Here is a 16245-nt window from a genome sequence, read left to right as displayed (position 1 = left end):
GATCACCCTTGGGCAGGTCGACCGAGCCGGCCTTGGACTCGGTCGAGCCGCCGTCGTCGGCTGGACCCGCAGGCCGCCACTCCGAGCGCCAGGGCCAGCACGACGGCGGGCGTTCGGATGAGGTGGTTCAACTTCATGGCATTGCTCCTGTTCGTGTATTCATCAACTGGGTGGGCGCTGACCCCGAGGTTCAGACGTGGCGGCCACCGAGGTGGCCGAGATGGTGTGGCGCGAGTCAGGACTCGACGCGTTCCTTGACCGGCTCGACGACATCGCGCTCGGTGCGGGACGGTGTTGCGGTGTCAGCCGCAGCGGTGCTCGCGGACCGGATGGGGCGTTCGATCTCCGGCCGAAGCCTCGATGCCACCCACGAAGCTTGCTGCTTGATCGCGACAGCGATGCCGTCGGGCTGCACGACGGCGTTGAACATCAGCAGCACGCCCGAGAGCACGATCCACCACGACGAGATGCCGTCGACCGAGGTGAGCAGGACGTAGAGGACGCCGCCGTTGGCCAGGATGCCAGCCGTCACTGCGCCGTACACCGTGGCGACGCCGCCGATGTAGACCAGCGCGAGCAACGAGATCGAGGCGATCGGCACGAATCGGGTGAACGCCACGGCACCGATCTGGTATCCCAGGACACCGCCGCCGATTCCCGCGACGAAGGCCGACAACGCAAAGGCCTGGAGCTTGGTCATCGAGACGTTGATACCGGCTGCTGCTGCCGCACGTTCGTTGCTGCGCACCGCGAGCATGCGCCGTCCCAAGGACGAGAGCCGGATGTTCATGACCCCGGCAACCAGTGCCACGGTGACCAGCACGGCAAAGATCCCGAACCGTTCCGGATGGGCTACCGCGTCGACCGACCAGCCGAACAGCTCGGGCGCCGGCACCTTGCTGCCGTCGGCACCCCCAGTCCAGGACGCGTTGCCGAACACGAAGCTCGAGATCGCGACTGCGGCGCCGAGCGTGACCACGGCAAGACTGATGCCGCGCACTCTCAGAGCAGGCAGGCCCAGAAGGACGCCGATCGGGACCACGACGATCCCGGCGATGAGGATCGGCAGCGGGAACGGGATCCCCATCTCGACCGCGGCTTGGACACGACGAAGGCAGCGATGCCGGCGAAGGCCATCTGCATCAGCGAGATCTGACCGACGTAGCCGGTCACGATGACGACGGACAGCGCGAGCATGACCATGACGAGGCTGGTCGAGATCGCGTCACGATAGGTGTTCCCGAGGGTCAGCAGGCCGATCACGGGGATGATCGCGATCAGCGCCAGCGGGAGTCCGCGACGTGTGACGGCAGGCGCGAGCGGGAGGCGTGAGACCTCCCGTGTGCCGCGGCCCGGGATGAGGGCTCCCGACGCGATCATGACCAGGACGATCAGCAGGAAGGGCAGCGCATCGTTGATGCCCGGCTGAGTCACGAAACGGGTCAGGATCGACTGGCCTACGCCGATCATCACCGCGACGAACGTCGTGAGCCCGAAGGGCTGGCAACCGGCCGACGAGCGCCGCGGCGAGCGCCGGCACCACCAGCAGGCTGAGCGTCGAGATGTTGAGTGCCGTGATCGGGGCGAACAGCACACCTGCCAGCGCGGCCAGCATCGAGCCCAGCATCCAGTTGGCTGCACCGATGACGTCAGGTGAGTAGCCGAGCAGCGCAGCCCCCTGCTCGTTCTCGGCCACCGCACGAGTCGCCATGCCAAACCGGGTGAACCGGTAGACGGCCCACAGGACGACGGTCAGCAGGATCGCGGTCCCGAGCAGGTAGAGACGGTCGGCACCGAAGTTGATGCCGAACACGTCGATGCTGTCGGTCGGGAAGATCGCGGGCGCGATGACGGTCGGGACCTTCCACACCTGGCTGGCCAGGCCCTGGACCGCGAGCATGAGTCCGAGTGTCGTCACGATGCGAGCAAGCAGCGGCGCATTGCGCAACGGTCGCATGACGAGCACGTAGAACAGCAGCCCGCCAAGCCCCGCCGTGACGATCGCTGTCAGGGCGGCCTGGACGAGCGGAGTGCCGTTGTTGCCGGTCGACACACCGAAGTAGATGGCGCACGCCCCGGCAATAGCGCCTTGGGCGAAGTTGACCGCGCCGGTTCCCTTCTGGATCAGCACGATGCCGAGGGCGATCATGGCGTAGACGGCACCCGCGCCGGTGCCGAGGATCGCGAACAACAGGACGTCTTTCATGAGGCGACCTCCATGGCCAGGTAGCTGGAGCGCAGCTGCGCCTTGTCAGCGAGCAGATCGGCGGCCGAGCCCTCGAGCACGACACGTCCACGGTTGAGCACGTAGGCGCGGTCGGCGTGCTGCAGAACGAGGTCGATGTGCTGCTCGACGAGCAGGACTCCCGCACCCAGCCTCGACGGCGATTCGCCGCACGATAGGAAGCATCTGCTTGACCACAATGGGCGCGAGACCCATGCTCAGCTCGTCGATCATCAGCACCTTGGGCTGGGTGACCATGGCGCGGCCGACGGCCAGCATCTGCTGCTCACCTCCGGACAGCAGCCCAGCTCGGATGCCGAGCTTGGGCTTGAGGGCCGGGAAGTACTCGAGGACCAAGGCCTCGACATCAGCGTGGCTCGTGCCCTTCGGCGTGCGTGCCAGTCGGAGGTTCTCGCGCGTCGTGAGGTTGAAGAACAACGACCGGTCGTCGGGCACGAGGGCCACACCTCGGCGGGCCTGGAGATGCGGGCGACCGGCCCGGATGGGCTCGCCCAGCGCCACGACCTCGCCGGTCTCGCTCTTGAGGATTCCTGCGAGGGTCAGGAGCGTCGTGGTCTTTCCGGCACCGTTTCCGCCCAGGAGGGCGACCACTTCACCGCGATCGACGCGAAGGTCGACCCCCCGCAGGACCGGGACGCCCGCGTAGCCCGCAGAGACGTCACGCATCTCGATCGCAGCAGTCATGACAGGACCTCGGCGATCGCGTCGGCCTCGTGGACGTCCTGGCCGAGGTAGGCGGCGAGCACGGCCGGGTCGTTCTTGACCTGGTCGGTCGGCCCCGAGGCGATGAGCTTGCCGAAGTCGAGCACGTTGATCCGTTCGCACACGTCGAGGATGAGGCTGATGTCGTGGTCGACCAGCAAGATGGCAATGCCCTGGTCAGCCACCCGTTGCAGCTCCCGGCCCAGCGCGAGGCTCGCATCGGAGTCGAGCCCGGCGGCGGGCTCGTCGAGCAGCAGCATCTGCGGGCCGGTAGCCAGAGCCCTGGCGACACTGACCAGCTGCGCTGGCTGAGTGACAGATCAGGTGGGAACGCCTCCATGTGCTCACCGAGGCCGACGAGATCGAGTACCTCCTCGACGACTCCCGTGATGCGGGCCGCGCGCCGCGGCTTCACGAACTCGACGGCGGGCGACCACCAGCGGGAGCCCTCGGTCGACACGAGGACGTTCTCGCGCACTGTGAGGTCCTCGAACAGCTCGAGGCTCTGGAAGGTCCGGCTGACCCCGGCCTCGACCCGCCGGTAGGCCGGCATCGGCAGCAGCTGGGCGCCGCCCATCGAGACCGTTCCGGTTGCCTTGGCGAATCCGGTCACGGCGTCGATGAACGTCGTCTTGCCAGCCCCGTTCGGGCCGATGAGCCCGGCGAACTCGCCCGGCTCGACCGTGATCGACACCGCGTCGAGTGCCACGAGTCCTCCGTATCGGACCGAGAGGTTCTCGGTCCTGAAGGTGCTCCCTGACGTCATGGCGTTCCTTCCTTCTGCTGGCCGCGGCCCAGGGCTTCATCACCTAGCCGTACGATCGTTCAGTAAGTTTCTACAGCGAGTTTGGCTTCGAGCCGGGTCGGATGTCAAGGCCTTTGTCAGATATTTTGTGGCTGGCATCACATCTGTGTACGAACTCAGGCCTGCAACACCGGGCTTTTGCATCCGGGCACACAGAAACGTCCGGCGCGCCCATCGTGCGCGCCGGACGCCTCCGTTCGGTTTTCCCGAACGATCGTTTGACAAATAGTGGTCAGACCGTGGCGTACCCTCCATCGACGGGGATGATGGCCCCCGTGATGTACGAGGCATCGTCGCCGGACAGGAAGGCGACCGTCCGGCCGATCTCGACAGGCTCACCGAACCGGTCCATCGGGATGCGGTCGAGCAGACCCGCATACATCTCGGGCGCAACTTCCTTGGTCATGTCGAGCAAGGGCGTGTTGATCCATCCGGGGGCGATCGCATTCACTCGCACACCGTGCGCGGCGTAGGCCTGGCTCAACGACTTCGTCAGCTGGACGATGCCCCCCTTGCTCGCGGCATACGCGGGGCTGGTCGCCGATCCGAAGAAGCTGTACATCGAGGCGATCAGCACGATCGACCCGCCGCCTGCAGACAGCAGCTTCTCTGCCGCGCTGCAGCACCGATGGACCGCGAGCAGATTGACCTCGATGACGCGTGCGAGCTTCTGGCCGGTGCTCCTCGGCCCCGAGCGACATGCCTGCCGCAGGTACCAGGATGTCGAGGCGTTCGAGGCCCCCGAAGAATGCCTCCACATCCGGCCCCGAAGTCACGTCGAGCTCGTGGAGGGTCACTCCGGGCGGAGCCGATGCTGCGGCGGCATTGAGTCCGACCGCGTGGACGACCGCACCGCGCTCTGCCAGGAGTGCGGCCGTACCGAGCCCGATGCCGGATGTGCCGCCGGTGACGACGGCAACCTTGCCTTCAAGCGATGTCATGGAGACAGACCTCTCTACACAGGGTGAAGCGATGACGGGGACCAGCTGGCGCCGGCCCCCGTCACCGCAGGGCTCGATAGGTCAGCGACGGAAAGCTCGTCGTTGACCGGGATGCCCTTGGTGTTGCAGTACGTCTCGTAGCGGTGGATGTTGTAGAAAACGTCCTCGACGAGCGCGACCTGCCCGTCGGGCGCGTACCAGTCGATCGAGCCGTTCAGCACGAAGAAGGCCAAGAAGCCCTCGGGGTTGACGCTCCGCAGCGTGTGGATCGTGCCGGGGCTCTCCTGCACGACGTCGCCAGCCTTGGCCTCCCAGTCGTACTCCTCGTAGCCCCACGACCCACTGACCGTGTAGGCGAGGACGTCGGAGCGGTGCTTGTGGACACCCAGCACACCGGGACCATCGGAACGGACCATCGCACCCCACTGGCCGAGACGGACGTCGAACCACAGGTAGCGGGCCCACATTCCCTCGGAGCCCTCGACGAAGATCCACGGCGAGTACTCCTCGTCGGCAGGCGCGTACATGTCGGGCAGCCGATAGCGAACAGCCACGTCGGTGAGCTTGGCCTCTTCGTTGAGGGTGATGTCTTCGGTCTTGATGTGCAGGTCTGCCATGGATCTCTTCCTTCCGGGAAATGCGTGTTGTAGGTGAATCAGGGGGTGTTCAGCTCGATGAGGACCTTGGACGGGCCGCCAGCGCGCAGCTCGTCGAAGGTCGACGACAGCTCGTCGAGCGGACGGGTCTCGACCCAGCCGCTGGGGTCGTAACCGCCCCGCGGCCATCGCCGCGATGACTGCGCGGTAGTCGTCATCGGTGTACGTGGAGGAGCCGATGACTGTGGTCTCGCGGTAGAGCAGCTCGTCGGATCGAGCCGCACGGGCTTCTCGTGGAGCCCGACGAGGACCAGCCGTCCCCGCGGACCCATGGCCTCGATCGCCGCCGTGACGACGGCACCGACTCCGGCGGCCTCCACGGCAAGATCGAGCACCCGACCCTCGAGCACGTCGACGAGGGACCTCTCGGCCGGATCGAAGACCTCGGCGCCCAGCGATGCGGCCAGGGCGCGGCGGGCTGGCGAGAGATCGGCCGCGATGACGTGTCGGATACCTCGAGCCCGCAGTGCGAAGATCGCGCCGATGCCGATCGGACCAGCTTCCCCGACGAAGGCGACGACTGTCGCATCGGTGATCCCGAGCGCGACGGCGTGGTACGAGACCGCCATGGGCTCGACGAGCGCGCCCTGCTCGAGCGTCACGTTGCCCGGCAGCGCGAAGACCATCGACGACGGAAGCACGGTGAAGGTCGACAGCCCACCCCCTGGCCCGCTGAGACCGTGGAAGGCCAGCTTGGTGCACGTGTTGGGATGCCCACGCTCGCAGCTGGCGCACTCGCCGCAGCTGTAGGTCGGCCGCACCGCGACCCGGTCGCCCACGGCGACTGAGCGAACATCTGGGCCGACGGCGGCGACGGTGCCCGAGAACTCGTGACCCAGCACGACTGGCAGCTCGACGTGTGTCAGCGGATGCGGCTCTGCGGGTGTCACGGTCTGGCCGGAGAAGTACTCGTGAAGGTCGGACCCACAGACACCGCAGAAAGCGACCTCGACCAGCACTTCGTCGGCTGTGGGCTCGGCGATCTCGATCTGCTCGATACGCACGTCGAGGACACCGTGATAGCGGGCGGCGCGGGCACTGCGCGTCGCCGGCTGCGTGCTAGGTGCCACGGCAAAGACAGTCATAGATTCCCTTAAGCGAGCGTTCGGTTAGTTGCTCAACGGTATGACGCACATCACGACCTGTCAAGAGTTCTCGCCGACCGACCCCTCATCATGATTCAATGAACTAAGGGAATAACACAGAACACAGCTTGGCAACAGGCACCTCTGTTCGACCGGCGAGCCACGGGCCCACCAGCGCGACTAACCGAACGATCGCACAGGTACGCCTCGTCGGCTGCTACATTTCAAGGCCGACTCATGACACAATCGAGACACCTCGTCAGGGGTGACAGGAAGGGAGACCAGATGGCACAGACCAGATCGCGATCGGGCAATGGACGAGCGACGCTGCTGGAGTGCGCCATCTCGAACTTCACCGAGCGCGGGTACCACGGCACCTCGATGCGCGACATCGCCTCTGATGCGGGCGTGACCGTGGCATCGATCTATCACCACTTCCCGTCCAAGCAGGAGATCCTGCAGGAGATCATGGTGCGTACCATGACCGACACGATCTCCATGACCCGTTCCGCCCTGGTCGCCTCCGACAGCGAGCCCGCGCACCAGCTCGACGCCATTGTTCGGGCCTGGACGCTCTTCCACACGACCCGGCAGCAAGAGGCCCTGATCGGTGCATCCGAGCTCCGAAGCCTCGACGACGTCGGGCGAAAGCTCGTCGTGACCCTGCGGGACGAGCAGGAGGCGATGTTCCGCGAAGTCATCGACCGCGGTGTCGCGCTCGGCGCCTTCGCCACTCCGTTCCCTCGGGAGGCGGCACGGGCCGTCATCAACATGGGCTACGCCATCGCCTCGTGGTACCGGGCTGGCGGCAGCATCCAGCCGGCCCAGATGGCCGAGCGCTACAGCGAGCTGGCTCTCGGCACGGTGCGAGGCACGTCGTTGTGAATCTCCGCTCCAGGTGACTCTGGAGCTGGCGTCGCCCTGGACCGCTGCGTGCACGATCCCAGGGCGAGATTTCGACACCTGTCGAGAACCGAGATATAAGTTGAAGCGTCACATACTTGTGGCGCCGGCCTCGCATGATCCTGACGTCGCTCCTCCAGCGTGACGCCATCCTGAGAGAAAGCCGACATCATGAGCACTTCTGCACGCGCGGCCGTCATCCGCGGTACCGACACCGAGTTCACCTTCGAAGACATCGTCCTCGACGACCTCGGCCCCTCCGAGATCCTGGTCAAGATCGTGGCGACCGGCCTGTGCCACACCGATCTCGCCGTCGTCCACGGCGACATCTCCCGCCGCATTCCCGATCGTCCTCGGCCACGAAGCGAGCCGGCATCGTCGAAACGCGTCGGCCTCCGGCGTCACCGACATCGCGGTCGGCGATCACGTCGCGGCCTCCTTTGCCTCTTGCGGCCACTGCGCCAACTGCCTGACCGGACGCGAGGCGTACTGCCTGAGCTTCATGCAGCCTGAACATCGCCGGAGTCCGCGAAGACGGAACCACCACGATCGAGAGCCCCGAGGGCGAGACGATCCACGGCTCGTTCTTCGGTCAGTCGTCCTTCGCGACCCACGCGATCGTCAGCGCCCGCAATGCCGTGAAGATCCCCGAAGACGTCCCGCTCGAGATCGTCGGCCCCCTGGGATGCGGCATCCAGACCGGCGCCGGAACCGTCCTCAACTCGCTGGCCGTGCCGGCCGGGTCGAGCATCGTCGTGACCGGAACAGGCGCGGTCGGCCTGTCCGCGATCATGGCCGCGAAGGTCGCTGGAGCGACCACGATCATCGCGGTCGACGTGCTCGACGAGCGCCTCGACTTCGCCACCAAGCTGGGCGCGACACACACGGTCAACGGCTCGACCGATGATGTCGTCGCCACGATCCTGGAGATCACGGACGGTCTGGGGGCCGACTACGCCGTCGACGACGACAGCGGTTCCCGCAGTGGTCGAGAACGCCATCAACGCAACCCGCTTCGGCGCGTCGATCGCCTTGGTCGGCGTCGGACGCCCGGACGCCTGTCCTGCCGCTGGCCCTCGTGACCGGTGCCGGCAAGACCCTCGTCGGCGCCATCGAGGGCGACGCCGTTCCGCAGGTGTTCATCCCTCAGCTTTGGCGCTGTACCGCGCCGGGGCGTTCCCGTTCGACCAGCCGATCACCGCTATGCCTTCGAAGACATCAAGACGGCCATCGCCGACACCAAGTCGGGCAAGGCCGTGAAGGCAGTTCTGACGATGCGCTGAACCGCGTGCTGGAATCATGGCAGCCATGAGCAACGACCCCCGCACGCGCCGCACGGTGTCAGCCCTCCGTTCGGCGCTGCGGGAGTCTCTCAGCACCGCGGCGTCGATGACGTGTCGGTCAGCGAGCTCTGCCGGGTCGCCGAAGTACCGCGAACCACGTTCTACACCCACTACGCCAGCGTGGGAGAAGCTCCTCACCACGATGCTGATCGAGGAGATCGACGCCCCCCTCGGACTGCCCGAGACCGACGAGATGTCGATCACCGAGCTTGCGGCATCCTTCCAGAAGACCTTGGTGGAGGCCTTCTGGATCATCACCCGAGACCGGGCACTGTTTCGCGCAGCCTTCGAGTCCAGCACGTCGTCGCACCTGTGGCGCTCCCTCGAGGCCAACTTCACCAGGAGGCTGAAGATCGCGCTCACCGTGTGGCGTCGCCACGGCGTCGCTCACGATGCCTTCGACCCGGTGGCGATCCCGTTCGCCGCGGCAGGTCTCAGCGAGTCGGTCAAGGCGTGGACGCTGTCGGACGGTGACGACCCTGCGGCCTGGGCCGACCATGTCAGGGACCAGATGCCGCCCTGGTGGCCGCGAGAGTCCTGAACCGCGCTACTTCGCGCCGTACACCACGTAGTCGTCGGACAGCTGCCAGACGGTGCCGACCTCGCCGAAACCGGCCTGCGCGAGCGCGGCGAGGTGCAGGTCGACGGCGGTCGGCGGCATGCTGTCGCGTCCGGCAAACCGCCGATCTCGTTCGGCCTGCAGCTCGGCCAGGTGCGGTAGCGCGGCCAGCTCGGTCCACCACTCGTCCCACGGCGGAGCACCCTCAGCGAACGCACGTGCCTGGGTCTGCTCGTCGTGGGCCTGAGCCCACACCTTGACCCGCGGCGTCCTACCGTCGAATCGCAGGTGGTCGCCGTTCAACAACGTGCCACCGGGGGCCAGCAGCCCGTACGAGGTCGCATAGACGTCGAGCAGCTGAGCCGGGGTCAGCCAGTGCAGTGCGGTCGACGAGACGAAGGCCTGCGGCGCCCCGGCGACCACGTCGCCCAGACGATCGGGCCACGACGGATCGGTCAGGTCGGCATCGACGATGCTGAGCCGACCCTCGTACGCGTCGACCTGGCTGCGTGCCACGTGCAGCAGCATGGGGTCGAAGTCGATGCCGACGACGCGGGCGCGGTCGAAACGGTCGAGTACGCGGGTGGACAACGAGCCAGGACCACACGCCAGGTCGACGACCGTGAAGTCACCGTCATTGTCGAGCCCGAGCACGTCGAGCATCGCGTCGAACCGCTTCTCCCGGTCAGCGATGTAGGCGGCCTGCTGGCTGTCCCAGCGGTCGATGAGTCCGGCGAGGCTCACTGGACGACCTTCAGCTCGCGCAGTCCCTCAGCGAGCTTTCTCGATGCCCTCGACATTGCGGATTGACGGATCCATCGTGGTGCCCTCGAGGATGATGTACCGCTTGTTCCTGACGGCAGTCAGCTTGCTGGCAACCGGATCGGACTCCAGGAACTTGATCTTGTCGGCCGCGCTGTCGCCGTCGCCACCGCGCCCCAGGTCGGCCAGCACCAGGACCGTCGGATCGCGGTCGAGGATGCTCTCCCAGCTGATCTCGGGCCACAGCTGCGAGCTGTCCTCGAAGGCGTTGGTGGCTCCGACCCCACGGGTCATGATGCCGGGGGCGCCACAGCAGCCGGCGATGTACGGCGTCTTGGTGGCGGCGTACCGCCAGGCGAGAGTCACGTCGTCGGCGTCGAGGTCGACCGTCGCTGCTGCGGCGCGCTCCTTGAGATCTTTGACGAGCTGGTCGCCCGATCCGTGACGTCGAAGAGGGTGGCGATGTCGCTGATCTCGCCGTACATGTCGTCGAGGGTCAGCGCATCGGTCTGCGTCGCTTCCTGACCTGTGCACTCGCTCGGCGACTGGTAGGTCCTGACTCCGAGCTTCTCGAACGTGTCGCGTTCGGCGATGCCCTCCGGCGTGAACGTGTAGTTGAACGTCGTGTAGATGAAGTCGGGGTCCTCGTCCAGGACCCGCTCGAAGGCGGGGAACTCCTTGCCGAACTTCTTGACGCCCTTCGCCGCGTCGGCCAGCTGGGCAGCACCTTGTCGTTCATGCCGACTCCGGCGATGCGCTGGTCCAGGCCGAGGCTGAGCAACGCTCGACTGCCGGCTGGTTGATGGCGACGGCACGCTCGATCGGCGTGTCGATCGTGACCTCGCGGCCACAGTTCTCGACGACGATCGCCGGCGAGGGGTCACCGGCAGGTGCCGGGTCGTCGCTCGCACCGCACGCGCCGAGCAGCAGCGCCATGGCGGCCGCCGTGATGGTCATGACAGGCAGGGGTCGTCTGCGCATTCTCACTCCAAACCCTCGTGGATACATGTGGCGCCTTGACCGGTCTCCTGACTCACGCGTCGACGACGCACCACCGGTCTTCCCAGACATCGCAGTCCAGTGACCTCGTACGTCTTCACGTACGACAGGGGCAGTACATCTCAGCGTTCACAGTGGCGAGGGCCGTGTCGGATTCGCACCGACTTCCCGAACACCAAGGCATCGGCAATCTCAGCAGCCTCCAAGCGACCCGAGACGAGCCCTTGCTACGCTGCGTGAGAACCAGTCGTACCCATTCGTTGGGTCAGGGAATCCGGTGTGAATCCGGGAGCTGACGCGCAGCGGTGAGGGTGACGGAGGTGGCATCGCCACTGGATCGCAAGATCTGGGAAGGCGCCACCATCCCGGGTCGAACCCGAGTCCCGAAGACCTGCTGGTTTGCGGCCGACTCGAGTCGGCCGGATCATTCGTCAGGCTCCGCGCAAGAGCCTCAGATCACAGGATTCACGTGCCTTCCCCTTCCTTCACACGTACTGCCGCCTGGGTGCTCTGCGCCGGGCTGGCCACCTCCGCCCTCACTGCCTGCGGAACCAGCGACTCCCCCGCCCGCGACGCCACGACCCGGGGAGCGGGCGAAGGCAGCACGACCTACCCGCTCACGATCAAGAACAACTGCGGCACCGACGTGACGATCGAGGCGGCCCCGCAGCGCGCGGTCTCGGTCAACCAGGGCTCGACCGAGATCCTGCTCTCGCTCGGCCTGGGTGACCGCATGGTCGGCACCTCGACCTGGACCGACGAGATCCGGCCCAACCTGGCGAAAGCCAATGCCACAGTTCCCCGCCTGGGTGACAACGCCGTCTCGTACGAGCGGGTGCTGCAGGAGGAGCCCGACATCGTGACCGCGTCGTTCGGCGGCTCCCTCAACGACGAGGATCCCGACCGCCGAGCGCAGTACGCCAAGCTGGGCGTGCCCACGTACGTCGCCCCGTCGCACTGCGACGGACGCACCGACGAGAGCGGTGACGGCCCGCGCGACCATCCGCTCGAGATGGACGTCATCTACCAGGAGATCACCGAGCTTCGCCCAGATCTTCGACGTCCCGTCCCGTGGCGAGAAGCTCGTCGCCGAGCTGAAGGCGCGCATGACCAAGGCCGCCGAGAACGCCCCGAAGAGCGACGTGTCCGTCGCCTACTGGTTCGCCAACACCGAGCTGCCCTACATGGCTGGCGCCAACGGCTGACCTGGCGTCATCTCACGCACGATCGGCGTCGAGAACACCTTCGACGACACGCAGACCGAGTGGCCCCAGGTCAGCTGGGAGAGCGTCCTCGACCGTGACCCGACCGTCATCGTGCTCGGCGACCTGCGCCGCAAGTCGCAGACCGGAGACAAGCTGGAGGACAAGATCAAGTTCCTCGAGTCCAACCCGGTCACCCAGCGCCTGACGGCCGTGCGCAACAAGCGCTACGTCATCATGAACGGTGCCGACATGAACCCGTCGATTCGTACTGTCGACGGTGCCGAGAAGCTCTCGGAGGCACTGGTCGAGCTCGGGCTCACGCGTTGAACCAGACCGACCGAACGCCTGTGGTCCGGGGCGCCCGCGGGGCGCTCTGGGCCGGGGGCCTGGCGGCACTGGCGCTGTCGATCGCCGTCGCCATCACGATCGGGCCGGCCGACCTCTCGGTCGGCGAGGTGTTCGCCGTGGTCGGCCAGCACCTCGGCTGGGGCGACGCAGGGGTCTCGCGCATCCGCGACGGCATCGTCTGGGAGCTGCGCCTGCCACGCACCCTGCTGGCGGCTGTCTGCGGCGCTGGGCTCGCGATCTGTGGCGCGATCATGCAGTCGCTGCTGCGCAATCCGCTCGCCGACCCGTTCGTCCTCGGCATCTCGTCGGGCGCGTCGACTGGGGCCGTGCTCGTCGTGATCCTGGGCGTCGGCGGCGGCATCATCACGCTGTCGACCGGGGCATTCCTCGGCGCGGTCGTCGCGTTCTCCATGGTCCTGCTGCTCGCCGCCGGCGCCGGCGGCACACCTGACCGCGTCGTGCTCGCCGGCGTCGCCGCGACCCGCTGTCCTCCGCACTCACCTCGTTCATCGTCACGTCCTCGGCCGACGCCGAGCAGACCCGCGGGGTCCTGTTCTGGCTGCTCGGCTCCCTCAGTGGTGCGGGCTGGACCGATGTCGTCACGTGCGGGATCGTGTGCCTCGTCGGCCTCGTCATCTGCATCGCGCTGGCCCCTGCACTCGATGCATTCGCCTTCGGCGAGGATGCCGCCGCCTCGCTGGGCATCTCGGTGCGCTGGGTGCGGCTCGTGCTGCTCGTGGTCACCGCGTTGATCACCGCGACCCTCGTGAGTGCCGCCGGTGCGATCGGCTTCGTCGGCCTCGTCCTGCCGCACGCTGCTCGCGCCGTCGTCGGCCCCGGCACCGGCTGCTCCTGCCCGCCACGGCCCTCATCGGAGCGATCTTCCTGGTCTGGGTCGACACCGTCGCCCGCACGGTGTTCAGCCCGCAGGAGCTGCCGGTCGGCGTCGTCACCGCCTTGGTCGGCGTGCCGGCATTCGCCGTCATCCTCTATCGCCGCAAGAGGCCCGTATGAGCCTCGCGACCCGCAACGTCTCGTGGAGCGTCGGTGGACGTCTCGTCGTCGACGACGTCACGTTCGACGTCACCCCCGGCTCGACGCTCGGGCTGCTCGGTCCCAACGGATCGGGCAAGTCATCGCTGCTGCGACTGCTGGCCGGGGTCAGGAAGCCCGCCAGCGGCCAGGTCCTGCTCGACGGCACCGACCTGCACGGGCTACGTCGCCGTGACATCGCCCGCCGCATCGCAGTGGTCGAGCAGCACGCGCAGACCGAGCCTCGACCTCACGGTGTCCGACGTCGTGAAGCTCGGCCGCATCCCCCACCGCTCCACCTGGTCGCCCGAAGGCGTCGCCGACCAGGCCGCTGTCGCCGAGGCGCTCGCACGGGTCGAGCTGACCGCGATGGCTGCCCGTTCCTGGCACACGTTGTCGGGGGGCGAGCGTCAACGAGCCCACATCGCCCGGGCCCTCGCCCAGGAACCCCAGAAGCTGCTGCTCGACGAGCCGACCAACCATCTCGACGTGCACCACCAGCTCGACCTGCTCGGACTGGTGCGACGCCTGCCCGTCACCTCGGTCGTCGCCCTGCACGACCTCAACCTGGCCGCGATGTTCTGCGACCAGCCGTCGTCCTGTCGGACGGCGCCGTCTTTGCGACCGGCAGCCCGACCCGAGGTGCTCACCCCCGACCTCATCGCCGAGGTCTACCGCGTGCGCGCCGTCGTCACCCACGACGGTCCCGGCGACGTGCCGGCCGTGCGGTTCGAGCCCGGGCTGCCATAGGGCTTGCCCTGCGCCCCAGATACACACTGTCCGATCGCGAGGGAGACCGCTAGCATCTCTGCAGACTCCCAGAGCGAGGAACGCCCCAAATGACCCAGACGTTCAGACGTCGGCGGCAGCCTGGTCACCACCTGGTAAGGCAACTGCTGCGACGAGCCTGGACTGCCGGGGCGACGGACGGGAGCGATGCCGGATGGGCATCTCGCGCCCTGTCGCAGTCGATGAAGCAGATCTTGCTCCGAGCCATCGCGCTGTTCCAGGTCGTGAATCTGTGGGCCGTCGCGAATACTCGATGCCCCCACCTCGCACAAGGTGGGGCTGGGGCTCGCCCATCTCGGCCTCCTGGGATTGGCGTGGGCGGCAAGCGGCTCACGGGTTCCTGCCGGGCTGGTGCTGACGCTGGTGTACATCGTCGTGCTGCTGACTGGGCCGTGGCAGGGCCGATCGAGACGGTTCTGGCCTTCGCTGGGGTGCTGGCTGGCCAACTTGACCGCCGCTGCCCCGACCTTCGTGCTGCGAGGCCGCTGGGCCATCGCTTTTCCGGTCGTCGTTGCGTTGGTCCTGCTGATCGCCCTCACCCAGGTCAACCCTGACTGGGGCCCGGACCCGCCCAACGCAATTGTCGTGACGACCCTGGCGATCATGCTGGCCACCCGTATCGGCGTGTCCTTCCTGTTCGACTTCGCCGAGCAGGCAGACGCCGCAGCATCGGCGGCCGAGGACGAGCTGACGGGCGGTAGCCGAGGTACGCACCGCGAGCAACACTGCCGCCGAGGATGCGCGTGTCTCGCACGACACCGTCATCAACACCTTGGGGGCCATCGCCAACGGGGCCCGGCCATCACCGACACCGAGGCGGCTCCGCGCTCGCTGCTCCGTCGACGCGGCGACGGTCGAGTCGTTGTGGGCTGCCGAGGGCGACTTCCACAGATCCAGCACCGAGCCTCCGAGCGATGTTTGCCAGCGACGCTAGCGAGTGGTCCGGACTGGTCTCGATGACGTGGAGCTGCACTCACGTCGAGAACGATCTGCCCGATTGTGCTGTACGTGCCATCGTCGCTGCCGTCGGCGAGGTGCTCCGCAATGTCGTCAGCATGCGAGAACTGACCATGCCGAGGTAGACGTGCGCCTCATCGACGGAGCGCTGCACGTCACGATCAGCGACGACGGAATCGGCTTCGACGGCGTGCTTCCGGCTGGCTCGAGGCTTCGCCGAATCCGTGCGCTCCAGAGTCGAAGACGTCGGCGCCACCGTCACCCTCGACACTGCACCTGGTCGAGGAACCATCGTCGTCGTGCGGCTCCACCCCGACCGTGCCGCAGAAGCGGATGCCTTCGGAGTCCGAGCAGACCAGGACCACCTGAACATCGAGGGCGTCGTCAGCGCGCTGCACTCCCGATCAGGATGGCTCTGGGCCCCGGGAGTGACACTGGTGGGCCTCGTCCTGGCGGTGACCGCGACCCCCACGGTCGGCGTGGTCTACGCCATGCCGGCGGTCGGGGCTCTGACCTCGGCATATGGCTGGATCACCCGAGACGAGAACGGCTACATCCCGACGAGCTCGGTGCTCGTTCTCGCGGTCGGCGCCTCCATCTCATTCGTCCTGTCAGCGGCAGCAGCCGATTTCGGGCGCGGTCCGATGTCGTGCTGTGGCAGGCCATCGCCCCGACCGCTCCCCTGGTTCCGCTGATCGCAGCAGCTCCCGGACGCAAGAAGCTGGCGGCAGCCCTCGGCCTGTTCGCAACCACGGTGCTCATGCTGACGGTGATCGTCTGGCAGGACTCGCCCACGGCCGCCGCCGTCATTCCTGTCGCGGGCGTCACCGCGATCGGCCTCGTGCTCGGATGGGCGACGTTCCAACGCGCTATCAGTCTGACCGGGGCACAGGCAGCACTCGACCACCAAGCAG

General features: G+C 67.1%; 21 protein-coding genes, 6 pseudogenes and 2 riboswitches. Of the genes and pseudogenes, 13 read left to right on the top strand and 14 right to left on the bottom strand.

Features of this window, described 5'->3' with window-relative positions:
- Window positions 1-2: 2 nt before the first annotated feature.
- The 11 genes and pseudogenes from ACHMWU_RS10415 to ACHMWU_RS10365 form a co-directional block, all read right to left on the bottom strand.
- A complete protein-coding gene (locus ACHMWU_RS10415; RefSeq protein ID WP_396043482.1) occupies window positions 3-137 on the bottom strand; it encodes a hypothetical protein in 135 nt (44 codons plus the stop codon).
- Between the two features lie 98 nt (window positions 138-235).
- Complete coding sequence (locus ACHMWU_RS10410; RefSeq protein WP_396043480.1) at window positions 236-1087, bottom strand: branched-chain amino acid ABC transporter permease; 852 nt, start codon at window positions 1085-1087, stop codon at window positions 236-238.
- Window positions 1003-1263, bottom strand: a complete 261-nt coding sequence (locus tag ACHMWU_RS10405) for a hypothetical protein (protein ID WP_396043478.1) — start codon at window positions 1261-1263, stop codon at window positions 1003-1005. Before ACHMWU_RS10405 ends, ACHMWU_RS10410 begins: the two co-directional genes overlap by 85 nt.
- Window positions 1226-2206, bottom strand: a complete 981-nt coding sequence (locus tag ACHMWU_RS10400) for a branched-chain amino acid ABC transporter permease (RefSeq protein WP_396043476.1) — start codon at window positions 2204-2206, stop codon at window positions 1226-1228. Before ACHMWU_RS10400 ends, ACHMWU_RS10405 begins: the two co-directional genes overlap by 38 nt.
- Before the next feature lie 45 nt (window positions 2207-2251).
- A complete protein-coding gene (locus ACHMWU_RS10395; RefSeq protein ID WP_396043474.1) occupies window positions 2252-2929 on the bottom strand; it encodes an ABC transporter ATP-binding protein in 678 nt (225 codons plus the stop codon).
- Window positions 2926-3207, bottom strand: a complete 282-nt coding sequence (locus ACHMWU_RS10390; protein WP_396043472.1) for a hypothetical protein — start codon at window positions 3205-3207, stop codon at window positions 2926-2928. The genes ACHMWU_RS10395 and ACHMWU_RS10390 overlap by 4 nt, the downstream gene beginning before the upstream one ends.
- A 65-nt stretch (window positions 3208-3272) precedes the next feature.
- Window positions 3273-3713, bottom strand: a pseudogene (locus tag ACHMWU_RS10385) (ATP-binding cassette domain-containing protein); the annotation flags it as partial.
- A gap of 271 nt (window positions 3714-3984) precedes the next feature.
- Window positions 3985-4512 carry an SDR family NAD(P)-dependent oxidoreductase gene (locus ACHMWU_RS10380; RefSeq protein WP_396043469.1) on the bottom strand — a complete coding sequence of 176 codons (528 nt, stop codon included), beginning with the start codon at window positions 4510-4512 and terminating at the stop codon, window positions 3985-3987.
- Window positions 4508-4693: pseudogene (locus tag ACHMWU_RS10375) on the bottom strand (SDR family NAD(P)-dependent oxidoreductase); the annotation flags it as partial. The pseudogene ACHMWU_RS10375 and the gene ACHMWU_RS10380, both read right to left, overlap by 5 nt.
- A 14-nt stretch (window positions 4694-4707) precedes the next feature.
- On the bottom strand, window positions 4708-5310 hold the full coding sequence (locus ACHMWU_RS10370) for a 2,4'-dihydroxyacetophenone dioxygenase family protein (protein ID WP_396043467.1): 603 nt from the start codon (window positions 5308-5310) through the stop codon (window positions 4708-4710).
- Window positions 5311-5348: 38 nt separating this feature from the next.
- Complete coding sequence (locus ACHMWU_RS10365) at window positions 5349-6419, bottom strand: alcohol dehydrogenase catalytic domain-containing protein (RefSeq protein ID WP_396043465.1); 1071 nt, start codon at window positions 6417-6419, stop codon at window positions 5349-5351.
- 300 nt (window positions 6420-6719) lie between these two features.
- On the opposite strand from ACHMWU_RS10365, the gene ACHMWU_RS10360 reads away from it, so the two are divergent.
- From ACHMWU_RS10360 to ACHMWU_RS10340, 5 genes and pseudogenes are all read left to right on the top strand, one after another.
- Window positions 6720-7319 (top strand): TetR/AcrR family transcriptional regulator, encoded by a 600-nt coding sequence (locus ACHMWU_RS10360; RefSeq protein WP_396043463.1) that lies wholly within the window; start codon window positions 6720-6722, stop codon window positions 7317-7319.
- 199 nt (window positions 7320-7518) lie between these two features.
- Window positions 7519-7776 (top strand): annotated as a pseudogene (locus ACHMWU_RS10355) (hypothetical protein); the annotation flags it as partial.
- Between the two features lie 199 nt (window positions 7777-7975).
- The gene (locus ACHMWU_RS10350) at window positions 7976-8419 is read left to right on the top strand and encodes a zinc-binding dehydrogenase (RefSeq protein ID WP_396043461.1); all 444 of its coding nucleotides are present in this window, start codon (window positions 7976-7978) and stop codon (window positions 8417-8419) included.
- Window positions 8420-8422: 3 nt separating this feature from the next.
- Window positions 8423-8620: a hypothetical protein gene (locus ACHMWU_RS10345; protein ID WP_396043459.1), complete on the top strand. Its 198-nt coding sequence runs from the start codon at window positions 8423-8425 to the stop codon at window positions 8618-8620.
- Window positions 8621-8645: 25 nt separating this feature from the next.
- Window positions 8646-9221: a hypothetical protein gene (locus tag ACHMWU_RS10340; RefSeq protein ID WP_396043457.1), complete on the top strand. Its 576-nt coding sequence runs from the start codon at window positions 8646-8648 to the stop codon at window positions 9219-9221.
- A 6-nt stretch (window positions 9222-9227) separates the two neighbouring features.
- On the opposite strand, the gene ACHMWU_RS10335 is transcribed toward ACHMWU_RS10340, so the two are convergent.
- The 3 genes from ACHMWU_RS10335 to ACHMWU_RS10325 all read right to left on the bottom strand — a co-directional run bounded on the left by ACHMWU_RS10335 (window position 9228) and on the right by ACHMWU_RS10325 (window position 10958).
- The gene (locus tag ACHMWU_RS10335) at window positions 9228-9983 is read right to left on the bottom strand and encodes a class I SAM-dependent methyltransferase (protein ID WP_396043455.1); all 756 of its coding nucleotides are present in this window, start codon (window positions 9981-9983) and stop codon (window positions 9228-9230) included.
- A 27-nt stretch (window positions 9984-10010) separates the two neighbouring features.
- Window positions 10011-10535: an ABC transporter substrate-binding protein gene (locus tag ACHMWU_RS10330; protein ID WP_396043453.1), complete on the bottom strand. Its 525-nt coding sequence runs from the start codon at window positions 10533-10535 to the stop codon at window positions 10011-10013.
- A 201-nt stretch (window positions 10536-10736) separates the two neighbouring features.
- Window positions 10737-10958: a hypothetical protein gene (locus ACHMWU_RS10325; protein WP_396043450.1), complete on the bottom strand. Its 222-nt coding sequence runs from the start codon at window positions 10956-10958 to the stop codon at window positions 10737-10739.
- Window positions 10959-11001: 43 nt separating this feature from the next.
- Window positions 11002-11195, bottom strand: a riboswitch (cobalamin riboswitch).
- A 32-nt stretch (window positions 11196-11227) separates the two neighbouring features.
- Window positions 11228-11414, top strand: a riboswitch (cobalamin riboswitch).
- Window positions 11415-11469: 55 nt separating this feature from the next.
- Between ACHMWU_RS10325 and ACHMWU_RS10320 the strand changes: the two genes are divergently transcribed.
- The 8 genes and pseudogenes from ACHMWU_RS10320 (at window position 11470) to ACHMWU_RS10285 (ending at window position 16026) form a co-directional block, all read left to right on the top strand.
- Window positions 11470-12303: an ABC transporter substrate-binding protein gene (locus ACHMWU_RS10320; RefSeq protein ID WP_396043448.1), complete on the top strand. Its 834-nt coding sequence runs from the start codon at window positions 11470-11472 to the stop codon at window positions 12301-12303.
- Window positions 12215-12532: an ABC transporter substrate-binding protein gene (locus ACHMWU_RS10315; protein WP_396046630.1), complete on the top strand. Its 318-nt coding sequence runs from the start codon at window positions 12215-12217 to the stop codon at window positions 12530-12532. Before ACHMWU_RS10320 ends, ACHMWU_RS10315 begins: the two co-directional genes overlap by 89 nt.
- 20 nt (window positions 12533-12552) lie before the next feature.
- A pseudogene (locus ACHMWU_RS10310) lies at window positions 12553-12972 on the top strand (iron chelate uptake ABC transporter family permease subunit); the annotation flags it as partial.
- 65 nt (window positions 12973-13037) lie between these two features.
- Window positions 13038-13567, top strand: a pseudogene (locus tag ACHMWU_RS10305) (FecCD family ABC transporter permease).
- A pseudogene (locus ACHMWU_RS10300) lies at window positions 13564-13779 on the top strand (ATP-binding cassette domain-containing protein); the annotation flags it as partial. The pseudogenes ACHMWU_RS10305 and ACHMWU_RS10300, both read left to right, overlap by 4 nt.
- Window positions 13778-14335 carry an ABC transporter ATP-binding protein gene (locus ACHMWU_RS10295; RefSeq protein ID WP_396043446.1) on the top strand — a complete coding sequence of 186 codons (558 nt, stop codon included), beginning with the start codon at window positions 13778-13780 and terminating at the stop codon, window positions 14333-14335. The pseudogene ACHMWU_RS10300 and the gene ACHMWU_RS10295, both read left to right, overlap by 2 nt.
- Before the next feature lie 312 nt (window positions 14336-14647).
- Complete coding sequence (locus ACHMWU_RS10290; RefSeq protein ID WP_396043443.1) at window positions 14648-15334, top strand: hypothetical protein; 687 nt, start codon at window positions 14648-14650, stop codon at window positions 15332-15334.
- Between the two features lie 221 nt (window positions 15335-15555).
- Window positions 15556-16026, top strand: coding sequence for a hypothetical protein (locus ACHMWU_RS10285; RefSeq protein ID WP_396043441.1), 471 nt, complete (start codon window positions 15556-15558; stop codon window positions 16024-16026).
- Window positions 16027-16245: the final 219 nt, after the last annotated feature.

This window comes from Aeromicrobium sp. UC242_57 (assembly GCF_044452305.1).
GTDB lineage: Bacteria > Actinomycetota > Actinomycetes > Propionibacteriales > Nocardioidaceae > Aeromicrobium.
Note: the sequence above shows the minus strand (reverse complement) of the source record. Positions and strands in the feature narration are given on the sequence as shown.